Raw genomic sequence first — 26,760 nt, 5'->3', positions numbered from 1 at the left:
AATAAAAAAATACCAAAAAAATCACACATACTGGGTTTTTAGTATCACGAAGTTTCAAGACTCTTTAATTTATTTAAAGCACTATCAATATCCTCATCACCGCTTAGGGACTCATGAATGAAGTCAAAGTAATTAAACTCTTGGTCCTGAAATTCTATACTTGTCATTGGGTAGTACCATCTTTCACTCATTGCGCCAAGAACAAACTCTTTGTCTCGCCATAAAAACTTACGGACATGGCTGAAAACTCTCTCAATATCATGCTCTGCCTCTAAGCATGCCCATACAAGAGACTCATCCTTCCAAAACTCTATTGAAAAAGCGCCGTATTGCTCTTCATTTAACGAGCCATCAGCAACCCCCTCTTTAACATCTTCTAGAGTTTTTTGAGCCCACACCTCATAACGCTTTAATTTTTTTTCTTCCTGCTCTGAATAGCCATCTTGATAAAAGTATTTCTGGTCTGCCATTTTTTTACTTTTCTATAATTAATCTAACGAGTAGGATACAGTATGACAAAAATATACTAAAGCAATAATTAGAAAGTATCTAATTTAAATGAGTAATAAATCGTTCAATTAATGTACTTTTGACTCAACTTTGTAGTGGTTTTTCGATAAAATTCCAACTTACTTTTCTCATTTACCAATTTATGCTTAAAGAGTTAATTCAATATATTAAAGAATACGAAGGCGACAATGATCTTGGTGATTACCTTGATACCAGATATGTAAGACTAACCGATCAGCACTATGACCAAATAGCGGGAGCTATGTCAGAAGGCGAGTTAGAGCTTAAAAAATCTTCAAGCTGTCCTGCTGAAAGGTTTTTTCTGCACTTCAATGAGACTATTCTTTTTGTTAACAAGCTAACGCAAGAGCCAAATTCAATTTATGACGTTGAGATGATTCAAAATGATGGTGAGTCAGATGATGACAAGGAGCTGTTATTTGTATCATTTTCTATAGATGATGACTACGCGTCCACACTCAAGAAAAGAGTTGCGAGCGGAAAGACAGCTGATGAAAATGCTCAGCAACTTGTAATGCTAAGCGTCATTCCAATATTAAAAGGATTTATGATCGCAATAAGCGACTAGACTTAATTTTTACCGAGCTGGGTTGCTAACTTTAGCTTAGGGCCAGCCTTAAACGTTACAACCTTTCGAGCACTGATCATAACCTCTTCGCCAGTTTTTGGATTTCTTCCAGGTCGTGATGTTTTTTCTCGAACTACAAAATTACCAAAGCTTGATAATTTAATCTCTTCACCCCTTTTAAGAGTCTCAATAATTTGGTCAAAAAACTGATTGGTTAGCGCCAACGCTTGAGTTTGAGTTAGTTCGGTTTTCTTAACGAGGGTGTTGGCAATATCTTGTTTGGTAAGGGACATATTTTTTATCTAAGTTTAGCGGAAAATTTTGATTCTAAGTGAGCCACTATTTTACTAACTTTTTTGGCCAATTGTTCATCAGTTAATGTAACTTCTATCGATTGATAGGTCAGGTTCAAAGCAACGCTCTTACTGCCCTCATCGATATGCTCACCTTCATAGACATCAAACAAGTTAACGTCAACTAGGTCCTCCTGTTTTAAAGACCTGATTGAATTGATAAGTTGATCGGCAGTAATCTCTTTAGATACCACAATTGCAATATCCCTTTGCGATGCTTGAAAGGATGAAAAAGGCTCATAGCATGAAATTTCACCCTGCTCAATGTCCTTTTGATTAACCTCAAAAAGAAAGGAATTTGGCATTGATAGTGACTTTTGAATTTTAGGGGATAGTGCGCCAAGCCAGCCAATAATTTTATTACCTTTAATAATTTTAGCTGTCTGCCCCATTTGAAGGGCAGGATGCTCAGCTGCTTCAAAGGTGTATTCATTCTTGCTATGAAATAATAGCGCCTGGACATCCGCTTTTGCATCAAAAAAATCAACCTCTCTTTCGCTTCCAGCCCACTGCGACTCATGGCGATTGCCGCAAATAATACCAGCAATTTTTTGAACTTGGTCTTCAACCAAAGTCCCTGTAAAGCATTGACCTAATTCAAAGAATCTAGCGTTATGGTGTCCTCTTCTAATGTTTGATTTAGCAGATTGGATTAATCCAGACCACAAACTTGAGCGCATAACCGCCATATCATCGGAGATTGGATTCTTTAGCAATATTTTTGTTGAGTTAGGATCAACCAACTCATGCATCTCGTTTGAGATAAAGCTATAGGTAATGACTTCTTTATAGCCTCGATTGACCAAGGAGCTTGAAAAGTCATTTGAGCTTATCATTGCTTGTGATGACGCTGATATATTGGCATTAATCGAGAGCCTTTGGACTGGAATTTTGTCGTACCCATAAAGCCTCGCTAGCTCTTCAATTATGTCCGCAGGAATTCGAATATCAAAGCGAAAACTTGGCGGTTTAATCGTCCACGAATTATCACTATTGGTTGTGAATTCAAATTCAAGAAATGTAAACTTAGACTCAATCCAAGACGACTCTAGATCAAAACCCAAAACTCTTGAAATCTTATCATTAGAAATTTCAATTGGCTCTAGAACTGGAAGTGACTTCGAGTCAACACATTCATTAATCTGTGAAGCGGTGCCGCCGCAAATCTCAAGCACTAACTCAGTTGCTCTTTCAATAGCCTGTCGAGTAATATTAAAGTCGACTCCTCTTTCAAAGCGCAGAGAAGCTTCAGTATGAAGTCCATATGACCTCGCTATACCTGCAATAGATATTGGATCAAAGAAGGCACTCTCAAATAAAATTTCAGATGAATTTTCAAGAGTAGCGGTCTTCATTCCGCCCATAACTCCTGCAATTGCAATTGCTGATTTTTCATCCGCTATGACCAGGGTTTTTTCAGTTAATGAAACCGTTTGTCCATTTAAGAGTTCAAGTTCTTCATTTTTATGTGCAGATCTAACCTCAATGTCGCCGTTGATTGTTTTAAGGTCAAAGGCATGCATCGGCTGGCCAAGCTCTAATAACACATAATTTGTAATGTCTACTATTGGCGAATGTAATTGCTGAGAGGCTCTTAATAGTTTTTGAGCCATCCATTTTGGGGTTTGTGCGCTATTGTCAACACCCTCAATGACTCTTGTTAGGTATTTTGCACACTCACTAGGGTTTGCTACTTTCGAAGTAAATGACCTAGAGCCTTTTTGCTCTGCCTTAAAATTTGTTGATGGCATTGATAGGTTGTAGTTCACACAAACCTCTCTTGCAACACCAAGCACACTGAAACAGTCGCCCCTATTTGGCGTAATGTCCAGCTCAATGATTTGATCATCAAGGTCAAGAACAGATCGAATATTCTCTCCAAGAGTAGCAGCCATATCTAGCTCTATAATCCCTTCATGGCTTTCTGAAAGGCCAATTTCTGATTCTGAGCAAAGCATGCCATTAGATTCAACGCCTCTTAGTTTTGCGCGTTTAATTTTGAGTTGACTGGGAAGCACCGAGCCAACGGTTGCAACAACGACTTTCAAATCTTTTCTTACGTTAGGAGCGCCGCAAATTATTTGCAGATTACTGCCATCACCAATATCAATTTCGCATAGGCTAAGCTTGTCCGCGTTCGGATGTTTATCGCAACTAACAACATGGCCAACAACTAGGCCTTCAAATGGAGGGGCAACGGGGGCAATTCTGTCTACTTCGAGACCTGCCATGGTTAGCTTCTCAGAAAGTTCACTATCACTAACGTCTGGGTTAGCCCACTCTCTTATCCATCTAGTTGAAATATTCATGCCTTATTCCTTCACACTAGAATTGATTTAAAAAACGAACATCGTTTTCAAAGAATAATCTTAAGTCGTTGACGCTATATCTTAGCATCGCCAATCTTTCAACGCCCATTCCAAAGGCCAGCCCTGAAAATTCGTTTGGATCTATATTAACTGCAGTTAGAACGTTTGGATGAACAACACCGCAGCCAAGAACTTCAAGCCACCCTGACTTCTTACAAACGCGACACCCTTCTCCGCCGCAGATTACGCACTCAATATCTGCCTCAGCCGAGGGCTCTGTAAATGGAAAGTATGATGGACGAAAGCGAACCTTAAGGTCATCTTTTTCGAAATAAGCCCTTAAAAAATCAATCAACAAACCCTTGAGCTGAGAAAAAGAAGCCTCTTTGTCTACAATGAGGCCCTCTACTTGGTGAAACATAGGAGTATGGGTCACATCCGAGTCATTACGATATACTTTACCCGGAACAATAACTCGAACGGGAGGCTGCTGCCGCTCTAGAGTTCTAATTTGAACGGGTGATGTGTGCGTTCTTAAAACGGTATTTGAATCAAAATAAAACGTATCATGCATTGCCCTTGCAGGGTGATGCTCTGGAATGTTTAGTGCACTAAAGTTATGAAAATCATCTTCAATTTCAGGGCCAATTTCTATTTCAAAGCCGGCCTTTGTGAAAATGTCTTGTATATGGTTTAGTGTTTGAGTAATCGGATGTAGACTGCCTTTTTCAAAATTTCTTGCTGGAAGCGTGACATCAATTTTTTCATCAAGAAGTCGTTTTGTTAGAGCTATTTCTTCAAGCTCACTCTTGCGACTTTCTAAAAGCTTTTGAATTTGAACTTTGGCTTCATTGATCGCCTCACCCATGACTGGACGCTCTTCTTTAGAGAGCTTACCCAATCCTTTCAATAGGTCAGTTAGTGCACCTTTCTTGCCCAGATAGAGTACTCTTGAATCGTCAAGAGCCTTTAAGTCCATAGCATTAGCTATAGCTTTCTTGGCGTCGGTGATAATCTTCTTAATCAAAATGCCTGCTTTGTTATTCGGTTTAAAAGACTGTAACCTAAGTTACAGTCTTTTAGTAAGATTTTACTACTCAGATAAACCAGTTTTTGCCTGATCTGCAATTTTTGCAAAGGCATCTTTATCAAAGATGGCAATATCAGAAAGAACTTTACGATCAATCTCAACACCAGCTTTATTAAGGCCATTGATAAATTGTGAGTAGCTTAAGCCATTATTCCTTGCCTCAGCGTTGATACGTACGATCCATAATCTACGGAACTGACGACGACGTTGACGACGGTCACGATAGGCATACTGTCCAGCTTTGATTACCGCCTGCTTAGCAACGCGATAGACTTTTGAACGAGCGCCATAGTAACCTTTGGCTTTCTTTAATATTTTTTTATGTTTGGCGTGCGCCTGCACACCTCTTGAAACTCTTGCCATAGTATTACTCCTAGTTTAGCTGTACGGTAACATTCTTTTGACCATCGGAACATCAGCCTTCTCAATGAAGTCTGGTGAACGCAATGAGCGTTTTCTAGAAGTACTCTTCTTGGTCAGAATATGCCTCAAGTGCGAGTGTTTACTTTTGTACTGACCGCTAGCGGTCTTTTTGAAGCGCTTTGCAGCACCTCTATTTGTCTTTAACTTCGGCATCATTTACTCCTTCACCCTTTTCGGGTTCAATTTTTCGGGCGACAGGCGCCTTACTTTTCTTCGATATGGGTGCTAGCATCATGCCAAGCTGGCGACCCTCCATTTTTGCACGCTGCTCTACAACGGCAAATTCTTCAGTATCCTTTTCAATTCTATCTAACATAAGCGCACCAATCTCTCTATGCTGCACTTCTCGTCCACGAAACCAAATAACGACCTTTACTTTGTCTCCGTTTCCTAAAAATTTTGTCAAGTTCCTAAACTTGATCTGATAATCTCCTTCCTCAGTTCCTGGACGATACTTAATCATCTTAACTTGAGTTTTTTTCTGTTTCTTCTTAGCGTCGTTCTTTTGCTTCTTTAATTCATATTGAAACTTACCAAAGTCCATAACACGACAAACTGGAGGATCTGCACTTGGTGAAACTTCAACTAAGTCTAAACCGACGCTTACTGCTAATTCAAGAGCTTCTACGTTACTAAGGACTCCCATTTGTTCACCCTTGTCATTGATGACTCTGAGTGTTGGTGAAACAATTTTTTCGTTAATCCTTGTCGTTACCTTATTTGGTCTTTTAATAATTACTCCTGATTTATTAATTCAATCAACGCCTCTAAAGACATTGAGCCAAGATCCTCTCCACCCCTTCGGCGAACAGACACCTGGTTATTTTCTACTTCTCGATCACCAACAACTAAAATATAAGGATAGCGTTGCATCGAGTGCTCGCGTATTTTAAAGCCTATCTTCTCATTACGCAAGTCTGAAATGACTCTAAGTCCTTGTTTTTTTAGATTCTTCTCTACATTTTTACTAAATTCTTCTTGTTTTTCAGAAATATTAAGAATAACGGCTTGAATTGGCGAAAGCCATGATGGAAATGCGCCTTCGTAATGTTCAATTAACATTCCTGTAAATCGCTCAATTGAGCCAACGATTACTCTATGAAGCATAACGGGTACTTGTTTAGTGCCATCTTCAGCGATATACTGTGCATCAAGCCTGCCCGGCATGGAGAAGTCGGCCTGTATTGTGCCGCACTGCCATTCACGATCTAAGCAGTCTTTCAAAACAAATTCTACTTTAGGGCCATAAAAGGCGCCTTCCCCCTCTTGAAGCTCCCAATTTATTCCTTTTGCGTCTAATGCTTCAGACAATGATGCTTCTGCTTTATCCCAATCCTCGTCAGAGCCGACTCGCTCTTCGGGTCTGGTTGAGAGTTTAATATCAATGTTTTCAAAACCAAACTGTTTATAAACTTTAAACGTAAGATCAATAAATTTAGAGACTTCGTCTTGTATCTGATCGATTGTGCAAAAAATATGAGCATCATCCTGAACAAAATTTCGAACCCTCATGAGTCCGTGAAGCGTTCCAGAAGGCTCATTGCGATGACACGACCCAAACTCAGCTAAGCGCAACGGTAGATCACGATAAGACTTAAGGCCTTGTTTATAAATCTGAACATGGCCAGGACAGTTCATTGGCTTAATCGCGTAGTCACGATTCTCTGAGTGCGTGGTAAACATAGCGTCACCAAACTTATCCCAGTGGCCTGACTTTTCCCACATTGATCTATCCATCACCTCGGGCGTGTGGACCTCATGGTAGTCATTGTCTTTGAAAACTTGGCTCATATACTGGACAATTATTTGATACAGAGTCCAGCCCTTAGGATGCCAAAAAACCATTCCTGGAGACTCCTCCTGAGTATGAAAAAGATCTTGAGTCTTACCAATCTTCCTGTGGTCTCTTTTTTCAGCCTCTTCCAAACGATGCAGATGAGTTTCTAGGTCATCCTTATTTTCCCAAGCCGTCCCGTAAACCCTTTGAAGCATTTCATTGTTCGAGTCACCACGCCAATAAGCACCGGCCAGCTTCATAAGCTTGAACGCTTTAAGTTTGCTGGTTGAAGGCACATGAGGGCCGCGACAAAGGTCTACAAAGTCACCCTGCTTGTATAGCGATAAAGCCTCATTAGAAGGAATCGATTCAATAATCTCTGCTTTGTAATATTCACCCTTTGACTTGAAAAATTTAACCGCCTCTTCACGGCTCATCTCCATTCTTTCAATCGGTAAGTTTTGCTTAACAATTGCGTTCATCTTTTTTTCAATCTTTGCAAGGTCTTGCTCTGAAAAACCATCTTTATAAGCAAAGTCATAATAAAAACCATTATCAATGACAGGGCCAATAGTTACCTGGGCCTTTGGATAGAGCTGCTGGGTGGCTTGCGCTAATAGGTGGGCAGTAGAATGACGAATAACTTCAAGCGCCCTCTCGTCTTTATTAGTAATAATTGCAAGCGCTGCGTCACTCTCAATAAGGAAAGACGTGTCAACCATTTGGCCATCAATTTCACCAGCAATAGCAGCCTTAGCGAGACCAGAGCCTATTGACGATGCAACCTGAGCAACGGTAAGCGCTTGCTCGTAAGATTTGACTGTGCCGTCAGGCAGAGTTACGTTTGGCATACTACAATATTAAAAACAAAAAAATCAATTTTACCTTGATAGCGCCGTTGTCTAAGTCAAAATTAAGACTTTAAATAACTTTTGAAAGCTTACTTTAAAGGTATATTAACACGCTATGAAAATTGCTCGCAAATCTCCCGAATTACTGATCCTCATTATGACTATTGGTGCAGGAATAAGTTGGGCTGTCTGGCTCAACCTGCTTAATAACTTTGCCATAGAAAAAATCGACTTCAATGGTGCAGAGATGGGGATATTGCAAAGCCTAAGAGAGGTCCCAGGGTTTCTAGCCTTTACTGTCATTTTTGTTTTAGCCTTTGTCAGAGAGCAAAAACTAGCCTATATCTCTATAGCTTTAATGGGTTTTGGAGTTATGGTAACGGGTCTGGTTAAAATAAATATGACCTTTTATTTAGCAACGATTGTCATGTCAATTGGCTTTCATTACTTTGAGACAATCTCTAGCTCACTGACCCTTCAATGGATTGATAAAGATAAGACAGCGGAGTTTTTAGGTAGGGTCATTGCTACGCGCTCAGCTGCCTCAATTGCAGGATTTGCTTTAGTTTGGATTATGTTTGAACAGTTCAATATTGATTATTTTTGGCTTTATATCGTTGGTGGAAGTTTTGCAGTCATTGGAGCTCTTTTCTGTTGGCAACACTTTCCTCTCTTTCCACAAAAGGTCACCCAAACCAAAAAAATTGTTTTGAGGAAGAGGTATTGGCTTTACTATGCCCTTCAATTTATGGGAGGTGCGAGAAGACAAATTTTTGTCGTTTTTGCAGCCTTTCTAATGGTCGAGAAATTTGAATTTAGTGTTGGTGAAATATCATTACTTTTATTAGCAAATGCAGCAATAAATGTGGTCTTGGCTCCAAAGATTGGAAGGCTGATTCACAAATTTGGTGAGCGCAATTCTCTAATCTTTGAGTATATTGGACTGGTCTTTATATTTATTGGATATGCACTAGTTGAAAGTAGTACCTTTGCAGTATTTTTATACATTGCTGATCACTTATTCTTCTCGATTGCTATTGCTCTTAAGACCTATTTTCAAAAAATTGCTGACCCTGCTGATTTTGCATCAAGCGCGGGAGTGTCCTTTTCAATCAATCATATAGCGGCCGTTTTTATACCGGTTGTATTTGGGCTTATTTGGCTCTATTCGCCGTCTCTAGTTTTTCTTGCAGGCGCAGGAATGGCGATTTTATCTCTTCTACTCGCTCTTAACATGCCATCTAAACCGGCAGCTGGAAATGAAGTATTACTGGGAAAATTTTCCTAAATAGCTTCTGTTTCTTAAGCAAGTCTCATAAATAAAAAAAGGCTCTTATTTTCATTTCTAGTAAACCTTAATCATTATTTTAATAATAGTTCAAAATAAGCTATAATAATTATGTAGAACTTAAATATTACCAAAATAATAAGGATTAAGTATGAACTTTTATAAGCTATCAACTATTTCAGTACTTTCAGTTTTTCTTTCAGCATGTGGTGGTGGTGGTGGCACTCCAATACCAATTGAAGGTATGACTTCTCCATCGCAGATTAGCATAGTAGTTGATCCTGAGGCAAGCTCGGCTGAACTATCCTCTGCAGTTAAAGCCTCATTTTTAAACTCAGCTGGAGTATCTGCTGCATTTGATGCCGCAACTACCGAATATTCGAAACAAAAGGTCAACAGCTGGATTAAAACGGCGGCTGGGGCAGGCCTACTGGAAGAAATGAACTATGTGCTGTGTATTGTTAAAACGGCCAATACAGGGGATTACCCTAACAAAGTATACCGTACACAACATAATGCAAAGAATTGTCGTCGGGCCGATTCAGCTTGGCCTTTGTATGGTGAAGGGCCTCTTATGCGCGATCTGATAGTAAGCTCATCCCGCGTTGCTGGAGAGCCGCAAAAGCAAACTATGTGGTTTCAGATCCCTTACGGCGGTCGCTTAGATAATACAGACTGGAATTTTGTCATGGATATGACAATTGTTGAAGAAAAATCTACTTTAAGCCCTTTGGGTATTTTTGAAGCTTCTTTCAAGTCTATTCGCAATCCAGATACAAATCCTGCCGTTGATTACACTGGTACATCTGATTATGATGGGGTGATAAAGGTCTATCGAGAAGGAGCTAAGAACTATGTGTCTTTTGTCTTTGTCTACAAAGATTTATACTCCACGCCCTCATCGCGCCAGTATGAAACCTATAGATCTATTATTATTGAACTGGATCAGAGTGGTGGTTTGACTGGAAAGGCTCTAGTAAATGCTCCAAGACAGCACTGGGATAACGCACATCTTACTCGTTATATAAGCAAAGTTAATTTTGATGAGGATTATATTCACAGCCAAACAAATAGTGAGACCGCGATTTGCTCTTCACGTACCGGTATGCATAGTAATGTTTGGGATTATAAAATGTTTTACAAAGATACTGGCAAGGAGCCAAATATGAATGGAGGCTTTCCAGTCACATACACTTTAAGTGGTGTTTCAGGTAAGCGTGGCTGGGCAGATAAGTGGGGACTCTATACTGACGTTGAAGGGGACACACCTAGCGTTGTAACTAGAGACAATGGCGATAAAGCAATCTATGATATTGTGAGAGCTGGAGGAAAGCTAATCAAGAAGACCAAAGGTACAAGAGATCTAACTAGTAGTGAAAAATTAAATTATTGGCACGATGGTGAAGAATTCGATGTTACCTGGGGTGGATCTACTTTTACTATTGAAAGTAAGACAGGATCGAGCGCTGCACTGACACATTTAAATGCGGCCTCAACTTCTAGCGGAAGATGGCCCTGGTCAAGGCGTTTAAATCAGGGTGTAAAGTATATGGGAACAAAGTCAATTATCTATTGGGCTGAAGAAGACGTAAAGCCTTGGCATGAAGATTTGGATGGTGGCAACTTATCACTAAAGTGTTATCAATTTTGCCCTCAAGGACAAGTTTCACAAGCTTTAGCGGCTGTGGAAGACTGGAACCAGACTGCGGTTGAGGCAGTTGACTCTAATGCTTTTTCTAGAACCGGTAAATCTTACACCTTTAATGCAACAGATCAACTGCTTAAGTACGGAACTACTAATGTCATATTAGACCCAAGCATAAGCAATACTGTCGAATCTGAATTTCGAATGAAACTATTACCTTCTAGCGTAACGCCGTCAAATTACTGGGGTGCAGATGAAGAAGATGTTCATTACATATGGCGAAGTGGAACAAAAGAGTGGCAAAAAACAGTAAACTTTAAAAACCAGTCTACGAGTGCATTCTATGAGTTCTCAGATCCTGTAAAGTTTGACTATACGCATCTGACTGCAAATGATTTGAATGATTCTGCAACTTATAACAACGTCAGCTATTATCTAGAATACGACGGTGGTCTTCATGGTATCCCTTCCAATGAAAATGCAGATGGTAATTTTGTGCGTGAGTTTAGCCTTAAAAGTGGTGATATTTTTAATGGCAAAGCAAAGCTTGACGGAAGAGAGTTAGTTCTTAAAGCCGTTGGCATTGAGAAAAACCCACTAGCTGTAGATGTTGGATTTTGTAGTGGCTTGCCTTTGGGCAATTTAGGGCTGACTTCACCTAGTTCATCCCCTACTATCTCTGTTAGTAAGACTTATGCTGATCGGTTGATCTATAGCCTAACTGATTACTTACTAATTGAAGGAGTAATTCAGTAGAAGATTATTTTAGTGCCACTTTTAATAACGAGGTTAAAAGTGGTGCAAATTTAATTTAAGTACTAATAGTTAGGTCTTTTATTACTAATACCCCTCCAAAAAAACGAAGTTTGGATTTTAGTTCAAATTGATATACACTCTTAGTATGAAAAAACTACTCCTACTTCTAGCATTATCCTTTTTATCAATACAAAGCTTTGCAGTAGGCTGTCCTGATGGCAGTGAGCCAGTCAAGAGTATTTCTGCAGATGGTAGTTATTTTGTTTATAACTGTGGTGGAGGTAATAGTAGTAATACTAATGCTGTTGATAATAAATCAGAGAATTCGACAATAGGACAATCAATATATATAACAATAACACAGGGTGATCCTGAAATATATGAGGCTCAAATGCTATTGAATAGATTTAATAGCTACCCAGTTGTATCACCCAGTGGGCAATGGACATGGGAAACACAATCCGCTATTCAGAATTTTTATAGTGATTCAAATCAAAGCTTTAATGGACAATGGAGTTCGCAAGTATTATCTGATTTGAAGGATAGAAGATTAATTACTATGCCTCGTTCTGGACCTTTATCATTTGCTGAAAAAGGCAAAATCCATGATGAAATAAAATTAAAGTATGATGATATTACGAAATTAGAAAAGCCTTGGTATAACTTAAATCAACTAAAATTTGATGTCGTGACTTCGGATGAAGTGGGTCAACCATTTTGCTACCCAACCCCTCAGGATTGTACCGATAGTAATCTTCTATTCACCCCTGACCCCCACAAAGCTGTTGTAGGCGACTTTAATGGAGATGGATTAGAGGATCTGGCAATCGCTTGGATTTACTTTACCCACACCACAAAGCGTGAAAAAACCCCATCCCATATAAGGTTTTATCTCAACGATGGAAACAACAACCTAATCTCTTCTCCTGAAATATACGCTTTAGGAGAAGTTCCTTTGAGGCATTTTTTATACAAAATGACTGTTAATGATTTTAATAGTGATGGGCGAGATGATCTATTTGCAGGTTCTATGGGTGTAATCAAGCGTCTTAAAAACAAGGGGAATATCAGTGATTATGAGCCAACTTTACTACTTTTAAGCACAAAAGACGGAAAGATGGAGGATGCAAGCCACCTTATTGAAGGTCAAGAAAATGGGGGTATGATTAAGAACTACACGTTTTCACATTCAACTACCAGTGGTGATGTGAATTGCGACGGAAATATTGACATATATTCAGGTAATGCTTTGTTGATTGGTGATGGGACAGGAAAATTTACCCACCAATCAAAAGTTTTGCCAGATGGAATGTATAAAGGTATGAAGGTAAATTCTATGGCTTCGACAATAGCTGATTTTAATGGCGATGGTTGTGGGGACATTGTAATGTCATCTAGAGGCTTGGCAAAAGTTTGGATGTCTAAGTTTGGTAAGCATCATCTGAGAACTTACAAAGAATTAAAGATGGAGAGCTACTATGGTGCTAAGGATAATATGAATATTAACCATCTAACCTCTGGTGATTTGGATGGTGACGGAGATCCCGATCTTGTTGTTGGAATTACTCGAGCAAATCCATATTACAAAGGACGCAAAATACTGATATTCATCAATGAAGATGGAGAGCTTATTGAAAAAACTAATGAATTAATTCAAGATAATCGAGATCAAGTTATTAAAGGAAAGCTTCAAAATCATGGCGAGGGTTCGATTCGACTAGTTGATCATGACAGAGACGGTGACCTAGATATTATTGACTCTACTGGGGGGTCTTTTGAAGAAAATGGGCGTTTCGGATATGCAATTTTTGAGAACGATGGCTCTGGCTACTTTACTGAAATACCTGAAAGTGAATTTGTAGTCCTTGAAGATGAAATGTTCGAAGGCATAAGTTTTAACCGCTTTAGAAAGACTGGCGCCTACCCTATAGATATAGATGGAATGGGACGACTTGATTATGTAACGTTTAAGAGGTCGCCGTATAATCCTGAATCAGCCTCAGTGTATGGCTATACTGTGCTTGGAAGAGATAAGCCAATTGATATGGAGAAACTTGCCGCCGAAGCCGCAGATGTTAAGGCTAAAAGAAAAGCAAAACTCGCAGCAAAACTCGCAGCAAAAGCCAAACGTATCGCTGAAGAAAACAAAAGCAGCCCACTATTTGATGGACGCTATAGTTTTGATTTATTTCGCTATCATGATGATGAAGATTGGCAAGAACTTGGTAGTGGATTTGTCGAGATTAAGAATGGTGAAATAATGATAGACAAAGACAATAGTGACCTAAAAACAGGCTCCACTGAATTGTATGACACTTTTAGTGGTCAAATTAACAAAAAAGGAAAAATTTCTGCATCAACTGAGCTTGATATATTGGGAGGAGGAGTAGACCGCTCTGAAGTTTATAATTTATCTGGACAAATAGATGAAAAGATATGGGGTGATTCTCCTAGAGAAGACTTCTTTAGGGTTTACATGCGTTTGGAAGTTGTTGACACTATAGTAAGCAGTCCACTATTTGATGGACGCTATAGTTTTAATTTATTACGCTATCATGATGAAGAAGATTGGCAAGAACTTGGTAGTGGTTATATTGAAATTAATAATGGAATAATGACTATAGCAAAAGAGGGTCGTATTCTAGATACGGGTTCAATAGACCTTTATGATTCATTTGCAGGTCAAATTAATAAGAAAGGTAATATCATCAGTTCCCTTAAAATATCTGCCTTATTTGGAGTTGACTCTACTCCTTTGGTTGATTTAAATGGAAGTGTAGACAATCAATTACAAGGCAAGTGGGACAATTATTTTGACGTGATTTTGAAGTTTGGAAAAAAAGAGTAAGTCAAAACCACTCTCCCTCACAGATGAAACGAAGTTTGGGCTTTGGTTCAAGTTGATATAAATTTAAGAATCTATATATAATCATCTTATGAGAAAACTACTCCTAGCAATAAGCTTTGTCTTTATTCTAAATGTCCAAGCTGATAGTAATGAATCGTTAATGCTTGATGATCAGTTAAACATCTCACAAAATACTTGGGTTGAAAGTGTTATTAAAAAAATAAATACATACTGGCGTTACTCAGGCGCAAGAAGTGATTGGTCTTGTTATGTTTTTATCACTCAAGATAGAAATGGAAACGTCAATACTGTGGATGTTGATAAATGTGGAGATTCGATAATGAATATAGACGAAAATCCAAAACTAAACTCCTTTAAAAACTCAATTGAAAGAGCTGTTTATAAAGCCTCCCCATTTCCTTTAGCGCCCTCTGAGAATGCATTTAGTGAACAAATCATATTTGAATTTAGAGTGGATGGTGTTGAAATAATGTAATGAAGTTATTGAATAAGTATCGACTCAATCATGAGCTGAAGGGATTCATTACCCCTAAAAGAATTAACATTTAACTTGTAAGCAACCTTAACTTTTTTTGCATCAAGCCTTTCCTGAAAAAAAGCGATCCCCTCAAAAATTGAGCTAGCACCATTAAGTTTTAGAGTGCACTTGAGATGTTTTTCACCAACAATTTTTTGATCGACAAGCTCAAAATCACCATAAAAGATTGGCTCCTCGAAGCCCTGACCCCAGGGAGAAGCGCTTCGAAGCAGCTCTGCGTTCTTAAGGGTTATTTCAGAAGCCTCAAGCTCGCCATCAGTCATCAGCTCGATAATTGGCTTCTTGCCCTCAAGATGCTTTTTAATCGCCCCAGAAAAAGCCTCACTAAACTTCTCAAAGTTCTCTGGGGGGAGCGCCAAACCGGCGGCCATTGCGTGACCGCCAAACTTATCAATCAGTCCTGGATTATCGCGATCAACCAGGTCCAATAAATCTTTAATATGTACGTCAGGTATTGAGCGGATTGAGCCCTTTAGTACGCTGCCTGATTTTGCAAAAACGGCGCACGGGCACTGATACGTTTCTTTGAGCTTCCCTGCAACGATGCCGACAATGCCTTCATGCCATGTCTCGTCATAGAGAACAATTGCAAACTGACTCTCATCGATGGTCTGCCCCTCAACTATGGCTAGCGCCTCATCCTGCATTCGGGTCTGTTCCTCACGCCTTTTTAAATTGAACTCCTCAAGCGTTTGAGCGTACCTTCTGGCATCATTCATATCCTCTGATAAGAGGCATCGAATTCCCTGTGATATGTCACTTAATCGCCCTGCTGCATTAATGCGAGGAGCAACCGTAAATCCGAGGTCAGATGCTTGCAGCGTTTCAATAGGACGCTTGGTTAACTCAAGTATCGCTAGAATGCCTTTTGAGCAGAGTTTTTGGCGAATGCGTTTAATTCCCTCATTAACTAGAATTCGATTGTTTTGATCTAGTTTTACGACGTCTGCAACGGTTCCAAGAGCAACAAGATCAAGAAGCTCACGAAGGTCTGGAACCTGGATGTTGTGCGCTTCAAAATAACCCTTACCAGCAAGGTGAGTCTTAAGCGCTGAAAACAAATAAAAACACACGCCAACGCCCGCTAAGTTTTTAGAAGGGAAGTCGCAGCCCCTTAAATTCGGGTTAATGATTGAGTTGGCTTCAGGAAGAACTTTTGGGGGAAGGTGGTGATCGGTAATGATGACATCAATAGCAAGTGACCTTGCGAGCGCCGCGCCCTCGTTACTGGATATGCCGTTGTCAACGGTAATAATTAGATTTGGGTCTTTGTCGGTCTTTGCCTCCTGAACAATCTCTGGACTTAAACCGTATCCATGCTTAAAGCGGTTCGGAACTAAAAAATCAACATGCTTCGCGCCCATTAAGCGCAGAGCCTTAATTGCAACGGCGCTTGCTGTCGCGCCGTCGGCGTCAAAATCTCCAACGATGAGTATACGGCGGTCTTCAAGAATGCATTTCTCAAGAAGGTCGAGCGCAATATTTAACTGATCAAAGCTCGGCTTAAGGAGTCCTGGAAGCGCCATTGAAAGCTGTGACTCAGAGACAGACCTGGCTGCATAGACCCTCTTAAGAATTAGAGGTATGTCGTCAGAGTACGACTCAAACAGTTCGTTATCAAGCTCTCTAGTCAGCACTTCTTACAAGTCTTACAAAAGTATCGATCGTTTTATCTCGAGCTGTTGAGCCGCCAAAAAAGAAGGGGATCTCATAAGCAAGCGATGGATTGTCCTTTAACGAGGTTGAGGTCCAGTAAGTATCTATTTGAGTGTTTGGGAAAAAATCAGTATTTATGAGCGCATCGCTATCGCCATAATAATCAACGATCGAGTTTAATTCACTTCTGGTTGGCAGGCGCCAATCCGAAAAGCTGCAAAGTTCGCGTTTATTAATATCCTCGATAAAAGATTTTGTATTGCAGTTTTTACCCCAATAACAATTCTTAGTAAATGTTCCGCTATCTCTTCCGCTCTGTCCATCAAACCAAGTGTAGGTATTAAGTGCGTATTGCAACCCCTCATCTGCACTTTTAACTTCCCAGACAAGGGAATTCTTTTTATCCAGTACGCACGACCACTCTGAGCTGTCAGACTTTAAGGTTTCTCCTTCATCAGACATCTTCTGAAGTTCTGCACTTACAGAAAGGCTGGTGAGCAAAAGTAATGAAAGTAGGAGGCCTGTCTTCATGAAAAAGTAGTTTGTATAAAACGTAAGTTAATATTCTACCAGTTAAGATCATTACCCAAAGATAATCCCCCTAAGCAGTTGATTTCCTCTCAAACAAAAGAAGCATAACGCCCAGGAAAATAAAGCTATCCGCTAGATTAAAGACCGGCCAGTAATAGCCATTAACGTGCACATCAATAAAGTCAACAACAAAACCGAACTGGGCTCTATCGATTAGGTTTCCAACGGCGCCAGATAGCAAAAGGAACTGACCAAATAATTTTTGCAGATGAAGAGATGAGGTTCTTTGAATCCAAAAAATGACCCAAATAGAAACTAAAACAGATACCGACAGCAGAAAGGTTTTTTGGATAATTCCGCCATCAGCCATAATGCTGAAAGCGGCGCCTGTATTTTGAAGATACGTCCAGCTAAGATATGAGTTAACGGCAACCGACTGCCCTAAATCATAAGAGGACATGAAAATTTGTTTTGAAACCTGATCAAGCGATACCAATACTAAAAATAAGAGGTAGTAAAGTTTGTGCTTCATTAGTGTTAGCATAAAAAAATAGATTTATTAAAAAGTTTACTTTAAATCTTGGCCAGCAATGGCTAAGTAAACATCACCACTGTAATCAATGTGTTTATAATTTATCAGTAATTGTATTATAAATATTGCGGAGATTTTATGGGGTTTTTAACAGGTAAAAAAGCACTAATCATTGGCGTTGCATCTAATCGCTCAATTGCATGGGGTATTGCTGAATCTATGGCGGAAAATGGCTGCGAAGTTGCCTTTACCTATCAAACTGACAAACTCAAAAGTCGCGTTGAAAAATGTGCTGAGATCTGTAACTCATCAATTGTCATTCCCTGCGACGTCTCTAGTGATGCACAAATTAATGAGACCTTTGCTGAACTGAAGAAGTCTTGGGCTAATTTTGACATCATCGTTCACTCAGTTGCGTTTGCAGATAGAGCAGAACTAGATGGTAATTATGTTGAAGTGACAACGCGTGAAGGCTTCCTTAAAGCTCATGAAATCTCATCATACAGTTTTACGGCTATTGCAAAAGCTGCCCTCCCAATGCTTAATGAAAATGGCGCGTTATTAACACTTAGTTATTTAGGTGCTCTTAGGGCAATTCCAAATTACAACGTCATGGGCGTTGCAAAAGCATCACTTGAAGCTAACGTTAGGTACATGGCTGCGGCCTTGGGTGGTGAGAAAGGCATTCGGGTTAATGCAGTATCTGCTGGCGCGATAAAAACGCTTGCTGCAAGCGGCATTAAAGGTTTTGGTAAGCTGCTTGATCACGCGGCTGAAAGCTCTGCCCTTAAAAGAAATGTAAGTATTCAAGAGGTTGGAAATGCTGCTGCATTTTTATGTTCAGACTTAGCATCTGGAATCACAGGTGAAGTCACCTATGTTGATGCAGGTTACAACTTTTACGAAAAAGGGCCTGACCTTTAAGGATCAAGCTTTAATTGATAGAGATAATTTAAAGAAGATCAGAAAATATTCTTATCTCAGCGTTCTCTCTTAACTGCTCAATCAAAGATACAAACATTTCACTGTTTTCTTGACTAAGGTAAAGTTCTGCAACTCCGCTATCTGCAACTTCCTCTGGAAGCCTAACACCACTTACATCAATAACTAAAGAAGTTAAATTATTAACATTTCGAGCACTATAAGTGTGCTCTGAATCAATAGGTTTAGGTATTGAAAAAGCGAAACTTGTTACGTTAAAAGGCAGCTCTGTAGCTCTTGAAATCCAGCCCTCGTTATTCCACTCTAGCCCATTATCAGTTAATAGCTTATTAGTCATCAACTCGTCACCACTCACTAGCGCAGTGGCAATTGAAAGTGATAAATTTTCAATCAATATTTTTGCAGCAATGTTATTTAAAATCAATGCAACTTGATCCTCAACCTCATCTAATTCTTTTTCGCGCTCAGGCTTAATAGATGAAAGAGCAAGAACGACAAACTTTTCAGCGCTAAGCTCAATTACCTCTGAATTCTCGCCCTCATCAATAACTGCCTCACTAAACGCGGCAGATACAAACGCATCATCGTACGCCTGACTTCCATTTGCAAAGTAGTCACTTGTTTGAAGTTTTAGGCCAAACTGATCAGCAACCATATCAAGAGACTCTTCATAAGCTAGACTTGTAAATTCTTCCAATAAATCAAACAACATTTTTTTACTAACATTGTTCTTATTAAGGGCGATTAACTGCTCGGTAACAGCGTCAAAAGACTGGACTGTTTCAGCCTCAATATCAGTAAGCTTAATGATATGGAAAAAACCATAGTCCGTAGCGACAACCTCACTGACATCACCTATTTTCATAGAAAATGCAGCCTCATCAAACTCAGCCCCTATTAGGCCTTTCTCATTAAATCCAAGATCACCGCCCTTCTCATTTGAAGAGGTGTCTACTGAATTAGCAGCTGCAAGCTCATCAAAATTAGCGCCCTGAGTGATTTGCTCTAGTAAATCATTCGCAAGATCTTCACTCTCCACAAGTATATGTTGGGTGCGCCTTCTTTCTGGATTCGTATAAAGCTCAGCATTATCATCGTAAAGACTTTGGAGTGTTTCCTCGTCTGGTGTTGCAGGCTCCTCCATATCTCCTAATGACAGCTCCACAAAATCAACTTTGACTTTTTTACCTTCAATAAAGTTTGATCGATTTTCGTTGAAATAGTCTGAAATTTCACTTTTTGAAACAGAAACCTGACTCTCAAAATCTGAAGTATTAAGGGCAATATATGAAACCTCTCTCTCCTGAGATGCAAGATTATCAAGCTGCTTAATTTGAGTTGTTGAAATAAACGCAGAGCCGCTCAGATTACGCTTAATTTGGTCACGCGTTAGTGCCTTTGATTGAGCAATTTCATAGCCAGCTGGTGAATAACTATTTAGTCTTAAAAGCTGACTATAACGGTCTTCAGAAAACTTACCATCAACAATAAATGCTTGGTTCATCTCAATAACAGAGCGAACCTCATCATCTAGAGTCACAATACCTAAAGAATTCGCAAAATTCTCAATGAGTTTTTCGTTAATCATTGAATCAAGAAGTGACTGCTTGATCGCATTATCAATCTCTTGCGAATACGCAGTACCAAGCTGCTGCTGTAGGTTTCTTTGCTGTGTATTTAATTCTTGATAATAAACATTCACGTCAATATCTTCACCGTCAACTGTTGCAATCGACGAATTCGCAGAGCTACTTACATAGTCCTGTATGCCAAATAACGCAAATGGAACTGTTATAAGACCTACTATGAGATACGCGACCCAACCTTTAGATTTATTTCTTATTGCACTTAACATAATTATTTTATCTACCAATAGTGTTGAGACATAACGTCATCAAACATTTAAACTTTAACTCAAAAATACAAATTGAGCTCCCTTTAAAGAGTTAATAGTTAACCCTTAATTATTAATTTACTAGCTAGGAGGATCTTACAATATTACCCATCTCACTAAACTTGTTCAGATGCATTATACAAGGCTAGGCTCTTTATCTATAAAAGATTTAATCCTTTATCAATTTCAGTATTTTTGAGCTAAAGTATCTAAAAGATCATTAATATCTTTCACCTCAGAATTCCACGCAGTTACAAACCGAACTGCTTTACCATCGAGCTCCTCTTCATTAATGTCGTAACCAGCATTATTTAAATAATCTATAACATCTCGCGGAAGATGAACAAAAACTTCATTGGACTGAGTCGGATATGCCAGCTTAATATTTGCAAATGAATCCAAACCCTCACTCAGAATTTTTGCCATAGCATTGGCGTGGCGAGCATTTCTAAGCCATACGTCATCGGTTAAGTAAGCCTCAAGCTGTGAAGAGATAAAACGCATCTTTGAAAGCAGCTGACCTGACCTCTTATGAAGAAATGGAAAATTACCAACCATCTCAGGTTTAAAAAATACAACCGCTTCAGCAGCGAGGCAGCCATTTTTTGTGCCGCCTAACGTAAGAACATCCACTCCAGATTTCCAGGTCATCTCTGCAGGGCTTACGTCAAGAGAGACCAGAGCATTTGCAAATCGAGCGCCGTCCATATGTACACTCATTTTATTATCATGGGCTATTTTAGAAATAGCTTTTATTTCATCCAGCTGATATACAGTGCCGGTTTCACAGGACATGGTAACGCTAACCACTGATGGCTGCGTAACATGGACATTACCAGACCCTCTTATAGTTTCAGCGAGATCAACAGTATCAATTCTTCCATTACTACTGCGCATAGGAATTAACTTAGCGCCACCCGTAAAAAGTTCAGGCGCGCCGCACTCATCCGTATTAATATGAGATAGCTCATGGCAATAAATTTTTCCAAAGACTGGCGCAAGAGCAGAGAGCGCTAAAGCATTTGAGGCGGTTCCGGTCACCGCAAGAAAAACCTCTACCTCAGTTTCAAAAATCTTTGACAATCTATTTTTTAATGCTAGAGACCATTGATCATCACCATAGGATCCTGCAATTCCTGAATTAGCAGCTATGACGGCGTCCATGACCTCAGGGCAAGCACTAGTTACGTTATCTGATGCAAATAATGCATTCATTCAAAACTCCTTAAAGTGTAATTCATAAAAAAATTTATCGCTTGAGATGAATAAACCCTAGACAGGCACTGCGACGATACCAAGAAAATCACCATTAACAACATGTCCTGGAAAGTGGCGACCTGTATATATACCATCAATTCCAGCAAAATACTCAACAGGCTCTGTTCCTGTTCGCTCTATATTATGGACTTTAGCAACAAGCTGACCTTTCTTTACTTTATCACCAAGATCAACACAGTGCTCGACCAGTCCCGTTGTTTCACTAAAAACATAACAGCGCTCATCAGGCATATCTAAATTCAGCGTTTCATCGACTTCCATCTCACCTTTAGTAATTCCGGCATGACGAAGAATATTTCGAATTCCTTTTTTAGCAATACCGACAGTATAGGCAGAGGTCGTTCCACCACCAGCAAGTTCGGTACTAATAAAAACTTTACCCATATTTTCAGCTGCAGTGTCGTACATATTAACCGCATCTATCTCTAAAAGCATTACAGAGTGTGGAGCATTAAAAGCCTTCATAGCTGCGATGCATTTAGCCTGCTGCTCTTTGTCCTCCAATACATGAGCACAACAAAAAGGCAGAAAATCAAGCGTCTTTCCGCCAGAATGAAAATCTAGAACAAAATCAGCAAGCGGAAGAAGGTTGCGATTAAAGTAGTCCGCAATTTTCTCAGTAAAAGTGCCCTCAGGATCTCCAGGAAAAACTCGGTTCATATTGCCGCCATCAATTGGGGATGTCCTCTTGCCTGCTTGAAAAGCAGGATAGTTCATTCCAGGAACAATGATGACGCGCCCAGAAATATCTTCAGCTTTGATTTGACTCGCCAAATCAAACAGAGCTATTGGACCTTCGTATTCATCGCCATGATTGGCGCCAGTAAAAAGAATGGTTGGACCCTGGCCATTTTTTGCAACAGTTATAGGTATTACAATTGACCCCCAAGCAGAATCGTCATGAGAATGCGGAAGCTTTAGAAAGCCATGCTGAACGCCATCTTTTTCAAAGTCAATGGTTGAACTTATTGGACTATCTTTCATGTCTAATTAAGATGTAAAAATAATATAGCGTCATTGTACTAGAGCGCTTTAATATTATCAATCTTGCGTGGCGGTTAGCCAGTGGACAAAAAAATCCACTGGCAAGTTTTTAAAACTCCTCTACTTAGTTACAAACTCTGGGTAAGCCTCTAAGCCGCACTCAGAAATATCAGCGCCCTCCTCTTCATCTTCTTTACTAATACGAATTCCCATAACAGACTTAAGAACATACCAAAGAACTCCAGAGGAGATAAATACCCAGGCAAAAATGGTTAGTGCTCCAATCAACTGTCCAGAAAATGTCGCATCATTATTAGTAAGTGGAACTACTAATAGACCAAACAACCCAACAACTCCATGAACTGAAATTGCACCAACTGGATCATCAATTCTGAGTTTTCGATCAAACCAGACAATTGACAAGACGACTATTACTCCACCACCAGCTCCAATGAGTGTTGCCACTAAAACACTCGGCGTATCTGGACCAGCAGTAATTGCTACAAGCCCTGCCAAGGCTCCATTTAGTGTCATTGTTAAGTCTGCTTTTCCAAACCACAATTTCGCAAAAAGAAGCGCTGCAATTACTCCGCCAGCTGCTGCTGCATTAGTATTAACAAATACCATTGCAACTGCATCTGCACTCTCTTTACTAGCCATTGCTAATACCGAGCCACCATTAAAGCCAAACCAACCCATCCATAAAATAAATGTTCCAAGAGTTGCTAAAGGTAGGTTTGCACCTAAAATTGGCATTGATTTTCCGTCTTTGTCATACTTACCTTTTCTCGCCCCAAGCAATAGAACGCCTGCAAGTGCTGCTGAAGCGCCTGCCATATGTACAATTCCAGAACCTGCAAAGTCGTAAAATCCAAAGTCACTTAATGAATATAGACCGAAAACGCTTGCTCCGCCCCATGTCCATGAACCTTCTAATGGATAGATGACTGTTGTAAAAATTACTGCAAAAGCAAAGAAAGCAAACAGCTTCATTCTCTCTGCCACTGCTCCAGAGACGATTGACATTGAGGTTGCAACAAACACTACTTGAAAGTAAAAATCTGCTGCGTTTGAGTAGGACTCACCTTGCCCGCTAATCCCTGATAAGAATGCATCACCGCCATACATTACGTCATAGCCATAAACCATGTACATCGTACATGCAATAGCAAACAAACCAATATTCTTAGTTAAGATCTCTGCTGTATTTTTACTCCTAACCAGGCCAGCCTCAAGCATTGAGAAACCCGCAGCCATCCACATGACGAGAGCACCCATTACTAAAAAATAAAAAGTATCCATAGCATATTGTAATTCTAATATTTGATTTTCCATAGCTACCTCCCCCTATACCGCTTCAGGACCAGTTTCGCCCGTACGGATACGGATGACCTGCTCTAGACTTGATACAAAAATTTTACCATCGCCAATCTTCCCACCATTGATCTTACATGCTTTAATGATGGTCTCAATGACCTGCTCGAGCTGCTCATCAGTGATGGCAATCTCTAGTTTTACTTTGGGTAAAAATTCAACCACAAACTCTGCTCCTCGATAGAGCTCTGTGTGCCCTTTTTGTCTACCAAAACCTTTAACTTCAGTTGCAGTAATTCCAGTTACTTCTATCTCAGAAAGAGCTTCTCTTACGTCACTTAATCGCTTTGGCTGAATAATCGCTGTTACCATTTTCATATTAATACTCCATATAATAAAATCAAAAAAGCCCACTTCCTTAAAAAAAGAAAGTGGGCTTCTATACCAGTTCAACTCAACTTTAAGCTGACGAAAAAAAACGCTTACCTAGGAATAAACCCAAATAAACGTCATTGTTCTTGCTTAACAACCAACTTTGGATGTTAACTACTGACTATTTTAACAGTTTCATTACGTGATATTCTTTTATATTTCAAAACCTGGAAAGCAATTTATTGTGTTGTTGGTTTTCTACTAACCTTTTGTTCTCGATGAAAAGTATAAATGCCTGTACTTACTATAATAAGGGTTCCAACTAAAGTCGGTTGGTCAGGCCAATCGCCAAACATCAAAATACCTAACCCAATCGCTCCAAGCATAGAGGTATAACGAAAAGGAGAAACGAAGCCAATGTCGCCAATTCGCATAGCCATGACACTCAATAAAGTAGCAATCAAAATGGCAACAGCCGCACCAAGAATGAGCAACCATGACACTGCGCTAACAGTATCCCACTCTGAACCAATCATCATAATTCCAGCAAACAAGGTACTGCCAACAGCCGTTGATAGAACCACGGTGATGGTCGGCGCTTCGCTTTTTAGTTTACGGGTGGAAATTTCTCTTATAGTAAGAAAAATAATCGCCATAAAGGCTGAAAGCGAATAAATATTAAAACCTTCCAGACCGGGCCGGACAACAATTAGAACACCAACAAAGCCAACAAGTATGGCACTCCAGCGTCGCCACCCAACAGGTTCTGCAAGGAAAAGTGCTGCAGCCATTGTTATAGCAAGCGGTAAAGCCTGTAAAATTGCGGTGACATTGGCTAATGGCATATGCTTGAGGGCTGTCAGGAAAGTGATTGTTGTAAAAATCTCAGCACCCACACGCACCAATATGAGGCGCTTGTCCTGTTTTGAAAGATTGCGTATCGCCACTTTGGTGATCCACACCATGATCAAAATTGGTGGAACAGTAATTATACTTCGTAGAAATACTGCCTGAAATAAAGCAATCTCAGAAAATAGAAGTTTCATAAAAGCATCATTAATAACATATGCAGATACACAGGCCGTCATCAGAGCGGCGCCTTTCATATTGCTGTTAAGGCGCATCAATAACTCCAAATTCTAGCAAACTCTTCCCAAGTCTTATATCTACAACTTGGAAATTTGCAAAAATAGTCTGCAAAAACCGCAGGAGAATTAAGAAAGAATAGTGAGAGTAGAAGTAGGAGTATTTTTTTCATAATTTATTGAAATAATTGATTTAATGAGAGCTAATTATTGCAATAAATTTTGATCAAGTTCTTTTAAGTATTTTAAAAATACGCGGAGTTTTTCAGGCATCCACTCTCTACTGGCATAGACCGCATAAACCGAGACTGGCTCAATTTTCCAGTCTGAAAAAATCTCCACAAGTTCTTTGTTTTTTACTGCGTTAGATGCGCTATTTTTTGGTAAAAAACAAATACCAATACCGGCAATAGCAGCCTCCTTAATAACCTGTCCATCATTTACTTTAAACCGATTATTTTTATTGGGAATTGTGTGTGAAATACCATTCTTTGAAACTGTTATTTTAGGTCTTCCAGGCACATTAAGATCAAGCATATTTGCGTGATCAATTTGGTCGAAATTATGAATTATTCCATTCTCTTTTATAAAAGATGGGGAGCAATAAAGTCCAATATCTCCAGTAAAAATTTTTATTGCAATTAAAGATGAGTCTTGTAAAGGTCCAATTGCCAATCTCAATGCTACATCAATGTTATCTTTATAGAAGTCAGTGGTTCGATTTTCAATAACCAATTCAACACTAATTTTTGAGTGTGTATCCATAAATGGTTTAATTGCTGACTCAATTAATGTTTGAGAAAAAGTATTTGTAGCTGAAATTCGAAGAGTACCTGACACCTCAACCCCCAAAGATGATGAAAATCTATCAGCCTCCTCTGCTATTTCAACTACCTGCTTGCAATATTCATAGTATTTTGCACCAGACTCAGTCAATGTAATCGTTCGAGTGCTTCTATTTAACAACCGAACACCTAGATGACTTTCTAACTGTGAGAGTTTTGTGCTGATAGTAGATTTATCCATACCTAGAACTTGCGCAGCTTTAGTGAAGCTTTTATGCTCCACTATTCTTGCAAAAATTAGTAGTTTATTTAAATCCATAGCCTATTTTATTGTTTACATATAAAAACATTGTTTTAATATTTTACTATATTGTTTATTTATTAGAAAC

At 39.4% G+C, this 26,760-nt stretch carries 24 protein-coding genes; 6 read left to right on the top strand and 18 right to left on the bottom strand.

Annotated features, from left to right (window positions below; all coding sequences use genetic code 11):
• Positions 1-44: 44 nt before the first annotated feature.
• Complete coding sequence (locus AC5YGD_RS03460; RefSeq protein ID WP_496142132.1) at positions 45-470, bottom strand: hypothetical protein; 426 nt, start codon at positions 468-470, stop codon at positions 45-47.
• A gap of 182 nt (positions 471-652) precedes the next feature.
• On the opposite strand from AC5YGD_RS03460, the gene AC5YGD_RS03455 reads away from it, so the two are divergent.
• Positions 653-1,099 carry a hypothetical protein gene (locus AC5YGD_RS03455; RefSeq protein ID WP_496142131.1) on the top strand — a complete coding sequence of 149 codons (447 nt, stop codon included), beginning with the start codon at positions 653-655 and terminating at the stop codon, positions 1,097-1,099.
• Positions 1,100-1,101: 2 nt separating this feature from the next.
• Here AC5YGD_RS03455 and AC5YGD_RS03450 read toward each other — a convergent pair whose 3' ends face one another.
• From AC5YGD_RS03450 to thrS, 7 genes are all read right to left on the bottom strand, one after another.
• Positions 1,102-1,392: an integration host factor subunit alpha gene (locus AC5YGD_RS03450; protein WP_496142129.1), complete on the bottom strand. Its 291-nt coding sequence runs from the start codon at positions 1,390-1,392 to the stop codon at positions 1,102-1,104.
• A gap of 5 nt (positions 1,393-1,397) precedes the next feature.
• A complete protein-coding gene (gene pheT, locus AC5YGD_RS03445) occupies positions 1,398-3,761 on the bottom strand; it encodes a phenylalanine--tRNA ligase subunit beta (RefSeq protein WP_496142128.1) in 2,364 nt (787 codons plus the stop codon).
• A 16-nt stretch (positions 3,762-3,777) separates the two neighbouring features.
• A complete protein-coding gene (locus AC5YGD_RS03440; RefSeq protein WP_416653521.1) occupies positions 3,778-4,740 on the bottom strand; it encodes a phenylalanine--tRNA ligase subunit alpha in 963 nt (320 codons plus the stop codon).
• 114 nt (positions 4,741-4,854) lie between these two features.
• Positions 4,855-5,214 carry a 50S ribosomal protein L20 gene (rplT, locus tag AC5YGD_RS03435; RefSeq protein ID WP_271541909.1) on the bottom strand — a complete coding sequence of 120 codons (360 nt, stop codon included), beginning with the start codon at positions 5,212-5,214 and terminating at the stop codon, positions 4,855-4,857.
• A gap of 15 nt (positions 5,215-5,229) precedes the next feature.
• Positions 5,230-5,427 (bottom strand): 50S ribosomal protein L35, encoded by a 198-nt coding sequence (gene rpmI, locus AC5YGD_RS03430; protein WP_271541908.1) that lies wholly within the window; start codon positions 5,425-5,427, stop codon positions 5,230-5,232.
• Complete coding sequence (gene infC / locus AC5YGD_RS03425; RefSeq protein ID WP_416688412.1) at positions 5,405-6,010, bottom strand: translation initiation factor IF-3; 606 nt, start codon at positions 6,008-6,010, stop codon at positions 5,405-5,407. The genes rpmI and infC overlap by 23 nt, the downstream gene beginning before the upstream one ends.
• The gene (gene thrS / locus AC5YGD_RS03420; RefSeq protein WP_496142126.1) at positions 6,010-7,902 is read right to left on the bottom strand and encodes a threonine--tRNA ligase; all 1,893 of its coding nucleotides are present in this window, start codon (positions 7,900-7,902) and stop codon (positions 6,010-6,012) included. The genes infC and thrS overlap by 1 nt, the downstream gene beginning before the upstream one ends.
• 115 nt (positions 7,903-8,017) lie before the next feature.
• On the opposite strand from thrS, the gene AC5YGD_RS03415 reads away from it, so the two are divergent.
• The 4 genes from AC5YGD_RS03415 to AC5YGD_RS03400 all read left to right on the top strand — a co-directional run bounded on the left by AC5YGD_RS03415 (position 8,018) and on the right by AC5YGD_RS03400 (position 14,935).
• Positions 8,018-9,190 carry an MFS transporter gene (locus AC5YGD_RS03415; RefSeq protein ID WP_496142125.1) on the top strand — a complete coding sequence of 391 codons (1,173 nt, stop codon included), beginning with the start codon at positions 8,018-8,020 and terminating at the stop codon, positions 9,188-9,190.
• A 151-nt stretch (positions 9,191-9,341) separates the two neighbouring features.
• Positions 9,342-11,591: a hypothetical protein gene (locus tag AC5YGD_RS03410; protein ID WP_496142124.1), complete on the top strand. Its 2,250-nt coding sequence runs from the start codon at positions 9,342-9,344 to the stop codon at positions 11,589-11,591.
• 145 nt (positions 11,592-11,736) lie between these two features.
• Positions 11,737-14,439: an FG-GAP-like repeat-containing protein gene (locus AC5YGD_RS03405; RefSeq protein ID WP_496142123.1), complete on the top strand. Its 2,703-nt coding sequence runs from the start codon at positions 11,737-11,739 to the stop codon at positions 14,437-14,439.
• 88 nt (positions 14,440-14,527) lie between these two features.
• Positions 14,528-14,935, top strand: a complete 408-nt coding sequence (locus AC5YGD_RS03400) for a cell envelope integrity TolA family protein (RefSeq protein ID WP_496142122.1) — start codon at positions 14,528-14,530, stop codon at positions 14,933-14,935.
• Positions 14,936-14,940: 5 nt separating this feature from the next.
• On the opposite strand, the gene recJ is transcribed toward AC5YGD_RS03400, so the two are convergent.
• The 3 genes from recJ to lspA all read right to left on the bottom strand — a co-directional run bounded on the left by recJ (position 14,941) and on the right by lspA (position 17,717).
• Positions 14,941-16,635, bottom strand: a complete 1,695-nt coding sequence (gene recJ, locus AC5YGD_RS03395) for a single-stranded-DNA-specific exonuclease RecJ (RefSeq protein ID WP_496142121.1) — start codon at positions 16,633-16,635, stop codon at positions 14,941-14,943.
• Positions 16,625-17,185: an Lcl domain-containing protein gene (locus tag AC5YGD_RS03390; RefSeq protein ID WP_496142120.1), complete on the bottom strand. Its 561-nt coding sequence runs from the start codon at positions 17,183-17,185 to the stop codon at positions 16,625-16,627. Before AC5YGD_RS03390 ends, recJ begins: the two co-directional genes overlap by 11 nt.
• Before the next feature lie 70 nt (positions 17,186-17,255).
• Positions 17,256-17,717: a signal peptidase II gene (lspA, locus tag AC5YGD_RS03385; protein WP_496142119.1), complete on the bottom strand. Its 462-nt coding sequence runs from the start codon at positions 17,715-17,717 to the stop codon at positions 17,256-17,258.
• Between the two features lie 138 nt (positions 17,718-17,855).
• Between lspA and AC5YGD_RS03380 the strand changes: the two genes are divergently transcribed.
• On the top strand, positions 17,856-18,641 hold the full coding sequence (locus AC5YGD_RS03380; RefSeq protein ID WP_496142118.1) for an SDR family oxidoreductase: 786 nt from the start codon (positions 17,856-17,858) through the stop codon (positions 18,639-18,641).
• A 28-nt stretch (positions 18,642-18,669) separates the two neighbouring features.
• Here AC5YGD_RS03380 and AC5YGD_RS03375 read toward each other — a convergent pair whose 3' ends face one another.
• The 7 genes from AC5YGD_RS03375 to AC5YGD_RS03345 form a co-directional block, all read right to left on the bottom strand.
• Entirely contained in the window at positions 18,670-20,514 is a 1,845-nt protein-coding gene (locus AC5YGD_RS03375; protein WP_496142117.1) for a SurA N-terminal domain-containing protein, read from the bottom strand.
• 225 nt (positions 20,515-20,739) lie between these two features.
• Positions 20,740-21,768: an aminotransferase class I/II-fold pyridoxal phosphate-dependent enzyme gene (locus AC5YGD_RS03370; RefSeq protein ID WP_496142116.1), complete on the bottom strand. Its 1,029-nt coding sequence runs from the start codon at positions 21,766-21,768 to the stop codon at positions 20,740-20,742.
• 57 nt (positions 21,769-21,825) lie between these two features.
• Complete coding sequence (doeB, locus tag AC5YGD_RS03365; RefSeq protein WP_496142115.1) at positions 21,826-22,815, bottom strand: N(2)-acetyl-L-2,4-diaminobutanoate deacetylase DoeB; 990 nt, start codon at positions 22,813-22,815, stop codon at positions 21,826-21,828.
• A gap of 120 nt (positions 22,816-22,935) precedes the next feature.
• Complete coding sequence (amtB, locus tag AC5YGD_RS03360) at positions 22,936-24,150, bottom strand: ammonium transporter AmtB (protein WP_496142114.1); 1,215 nt, start codon at positions 24,148-24,150, stop codon at positions 22,936-22,938.
• Between the two features lie 12 nt (positions 24,151-24,162).
• Entirely contained in the window at positions 24,163-24,507 is a 345-nt protein-coding gene (locus AC5YGD_RS03355) for a P-II family nitrogen regulator (RefSeq protein ID WP_416653118.1), read from the bottom strand.
• 233 nt (positions 24,508-24,740) lie between these two features.
• On the bottom strand, positions 24,741-25,625 hold the full coding sequence (locus tag AC5YGD_RS03350; protein WP_496142113.1) for an EamA family transporter: 885 nt from the start codon (positions 25,623-25,625) through the stop codon (positions 24,741-24,743).
• A gap of 168 nt (positions 25,626-25,793) precedes the next feature.
• A complete protein-coding gene (locus AC5YGD_RS03345) occupies positions 25,794-26,690 on the bottom strand; it encodes a LysR substrate-binding domain-containing protein (protein WP_496142111.1) in 897 nt (298 codons plus the stop codon).
• Positions 26,691-26,760 lie beyond the last annotated feature (70 nt).

Source organism: Candidatus Pseudothioglobus sp. uisw_070, assembly GCF_059512545.2.
This window is presented reverse-complemented; position numbering and strand designations above follow the sequence as displayed.

Bases quoted from the DNA above. Each gene is read 5' to 3' on its own strand.
- lspA (WP_496142119.1), bottom strand. From the start codon at position 17,717: ATGAAGCACAAACTTTACTACCTCTTATTTTTAGTATTGGTATCGCTT.
- AC5YGD_RS03380 (WP_496142118.1), top strand. From the start codon at position 17,856: ATGGGGTTTTTAACAGGTAAAAAAGCACTAATCATTGGCGTTGCATCT.
- AC5YGD_RS03375 (WP_496142117.1), bottom strand. From the start codon at position 20,514: ATGTTAAGTGCAATAAGAAATAAATCTAAAGGTTGGGTCGCGTATCTC.
- pheT (WP_496142128.1), bottom strand. From the start codon at position 3,761: ATGAATATTTCAACTAGATGGATAAGAGAGTGGGCTAACCCAGACGTT.
- AC5YGD_RS03405 (WP_496142123.1), top strand. From the start codon at position 11,737: ATGAAAAAACTACTCCTACTTCTAGCATTATCCTTTTTATCAATACAA.
- AC5YGD_RS03400 (WP_496142122.1), top strand. From the start codon at position 14,528: ATGAGAAAACTACTCCTAGCAATAAGCTTTGTCTTTATTCTAAATGTC.
- amtB (WP_496142114.1), bottom strand. From the start codon at position 24,150: ATGGAAAATCAAATATTAGAATTACAATATGCTATGGATACTTTTTAT.
- AC5YGD_RS03410 (WP_496142124.1), top strand. From the start codon at position 9,342: ATGAACTTTTATAAGCTATCAACTATTTCAGTACTTTCAGTTTTTCTT.
- AC5YGD_RS03355 (WP_416653118.1), bottom strand. From the start codon at position 24,507: ATGAAAATGGTAACAGCGATTATTCAGCCAAAGCGATTAAGTGACGTA.
- rpmI (WP_271541908.1), bottom strand. From the start codon at position 5,427: ATGCCGAAGTTAAAGACAAATAGAGGTGCTGCAAAGCGCTTCAAAAAG.
- AC5YGD_RS03460 (WP_496142132.1), bottom strand. From the start codon at position 470: ATGGCAGACCAGAAATACTTTTATCAAGATGGCTATTCAGAGCAGGAA.
- thrS (WP_496142126.1), bottom strand. From the start codon at position 7,902: ATGCCAAACGTAACTCTGCCTGACGGCACAGTCAAATCTTACGAGCAA.
- rplT (WP_271541909.1), bottom strand. From the start codon at position 5,214: ATGGCAAGAGTTTCAAGAGGTGTGCAGGCGCACGCCAAACATAAAAAA.
- AC5YGD_RS03415 (WP_496142125.1), top strand. From the start codon at position 8,018: ATGAAAATTGCTCGCAAATCTCCCGAATTACTGATCCTCATTATGACT.
- AC5YGD_RS03450 (WP_496142129.1), bottom strand. From the start codon at position 1,392: ATGTCCCTTACCAAACAAGATATTGCCAACACCCTCGTTAAGAAAACC.
- AC5YGD_RS03345 (WP_496142111.1), bottom strand. From the start codon at position 26,690: ATGGATTTAAATAAACTACTAATTTTTGCAAGAATAGTGGAGCATAAA.
- AC5YGD_RS03350 (WP_496142113.1), bottom strand. From the start codon at position 25,625: ATGCGCCTTAACAGCAATATGAAAGGCGCCGCTCTGATGACGGCCTGT.
- AC5YGD_RS03390 (WP_496142120.1), bottom strand. From the start codon at position 17,185: ATGAAGACAGGCCTCCTACTTTCATTACTTTTGCTCACCAGCCTTTCT.
- AC5YGD_RS03370 (WP_496142116.1), bottom strand. From the start codon at position 21,768: ATGAATGCATTATTTGCATCAGATAACGTAACTAGTGCTTGCCCTGAG.
- AC5YGD_RS03455 (WP_496142131.1), top strand. From the start codon at position 653: ATGCTTAAAGAGTTAATTCAATATATTAAAGAATACGAAGGCGACAAT.
- AC5YGD_RS03440 (WP_416653521.1), bottom strand. From the start codon at position 4,740: ATGGACTTAAAGGCTCTTGACGATTCAAGAGTACTCTATCTGGGCAAG.
- doeB (WP_496142115.1), bottom strand. From the start codon at position 22,815: ATGAAAGATAGTCCAATAAGTTCAACCATTGACTTTGAAAAAGATGGC.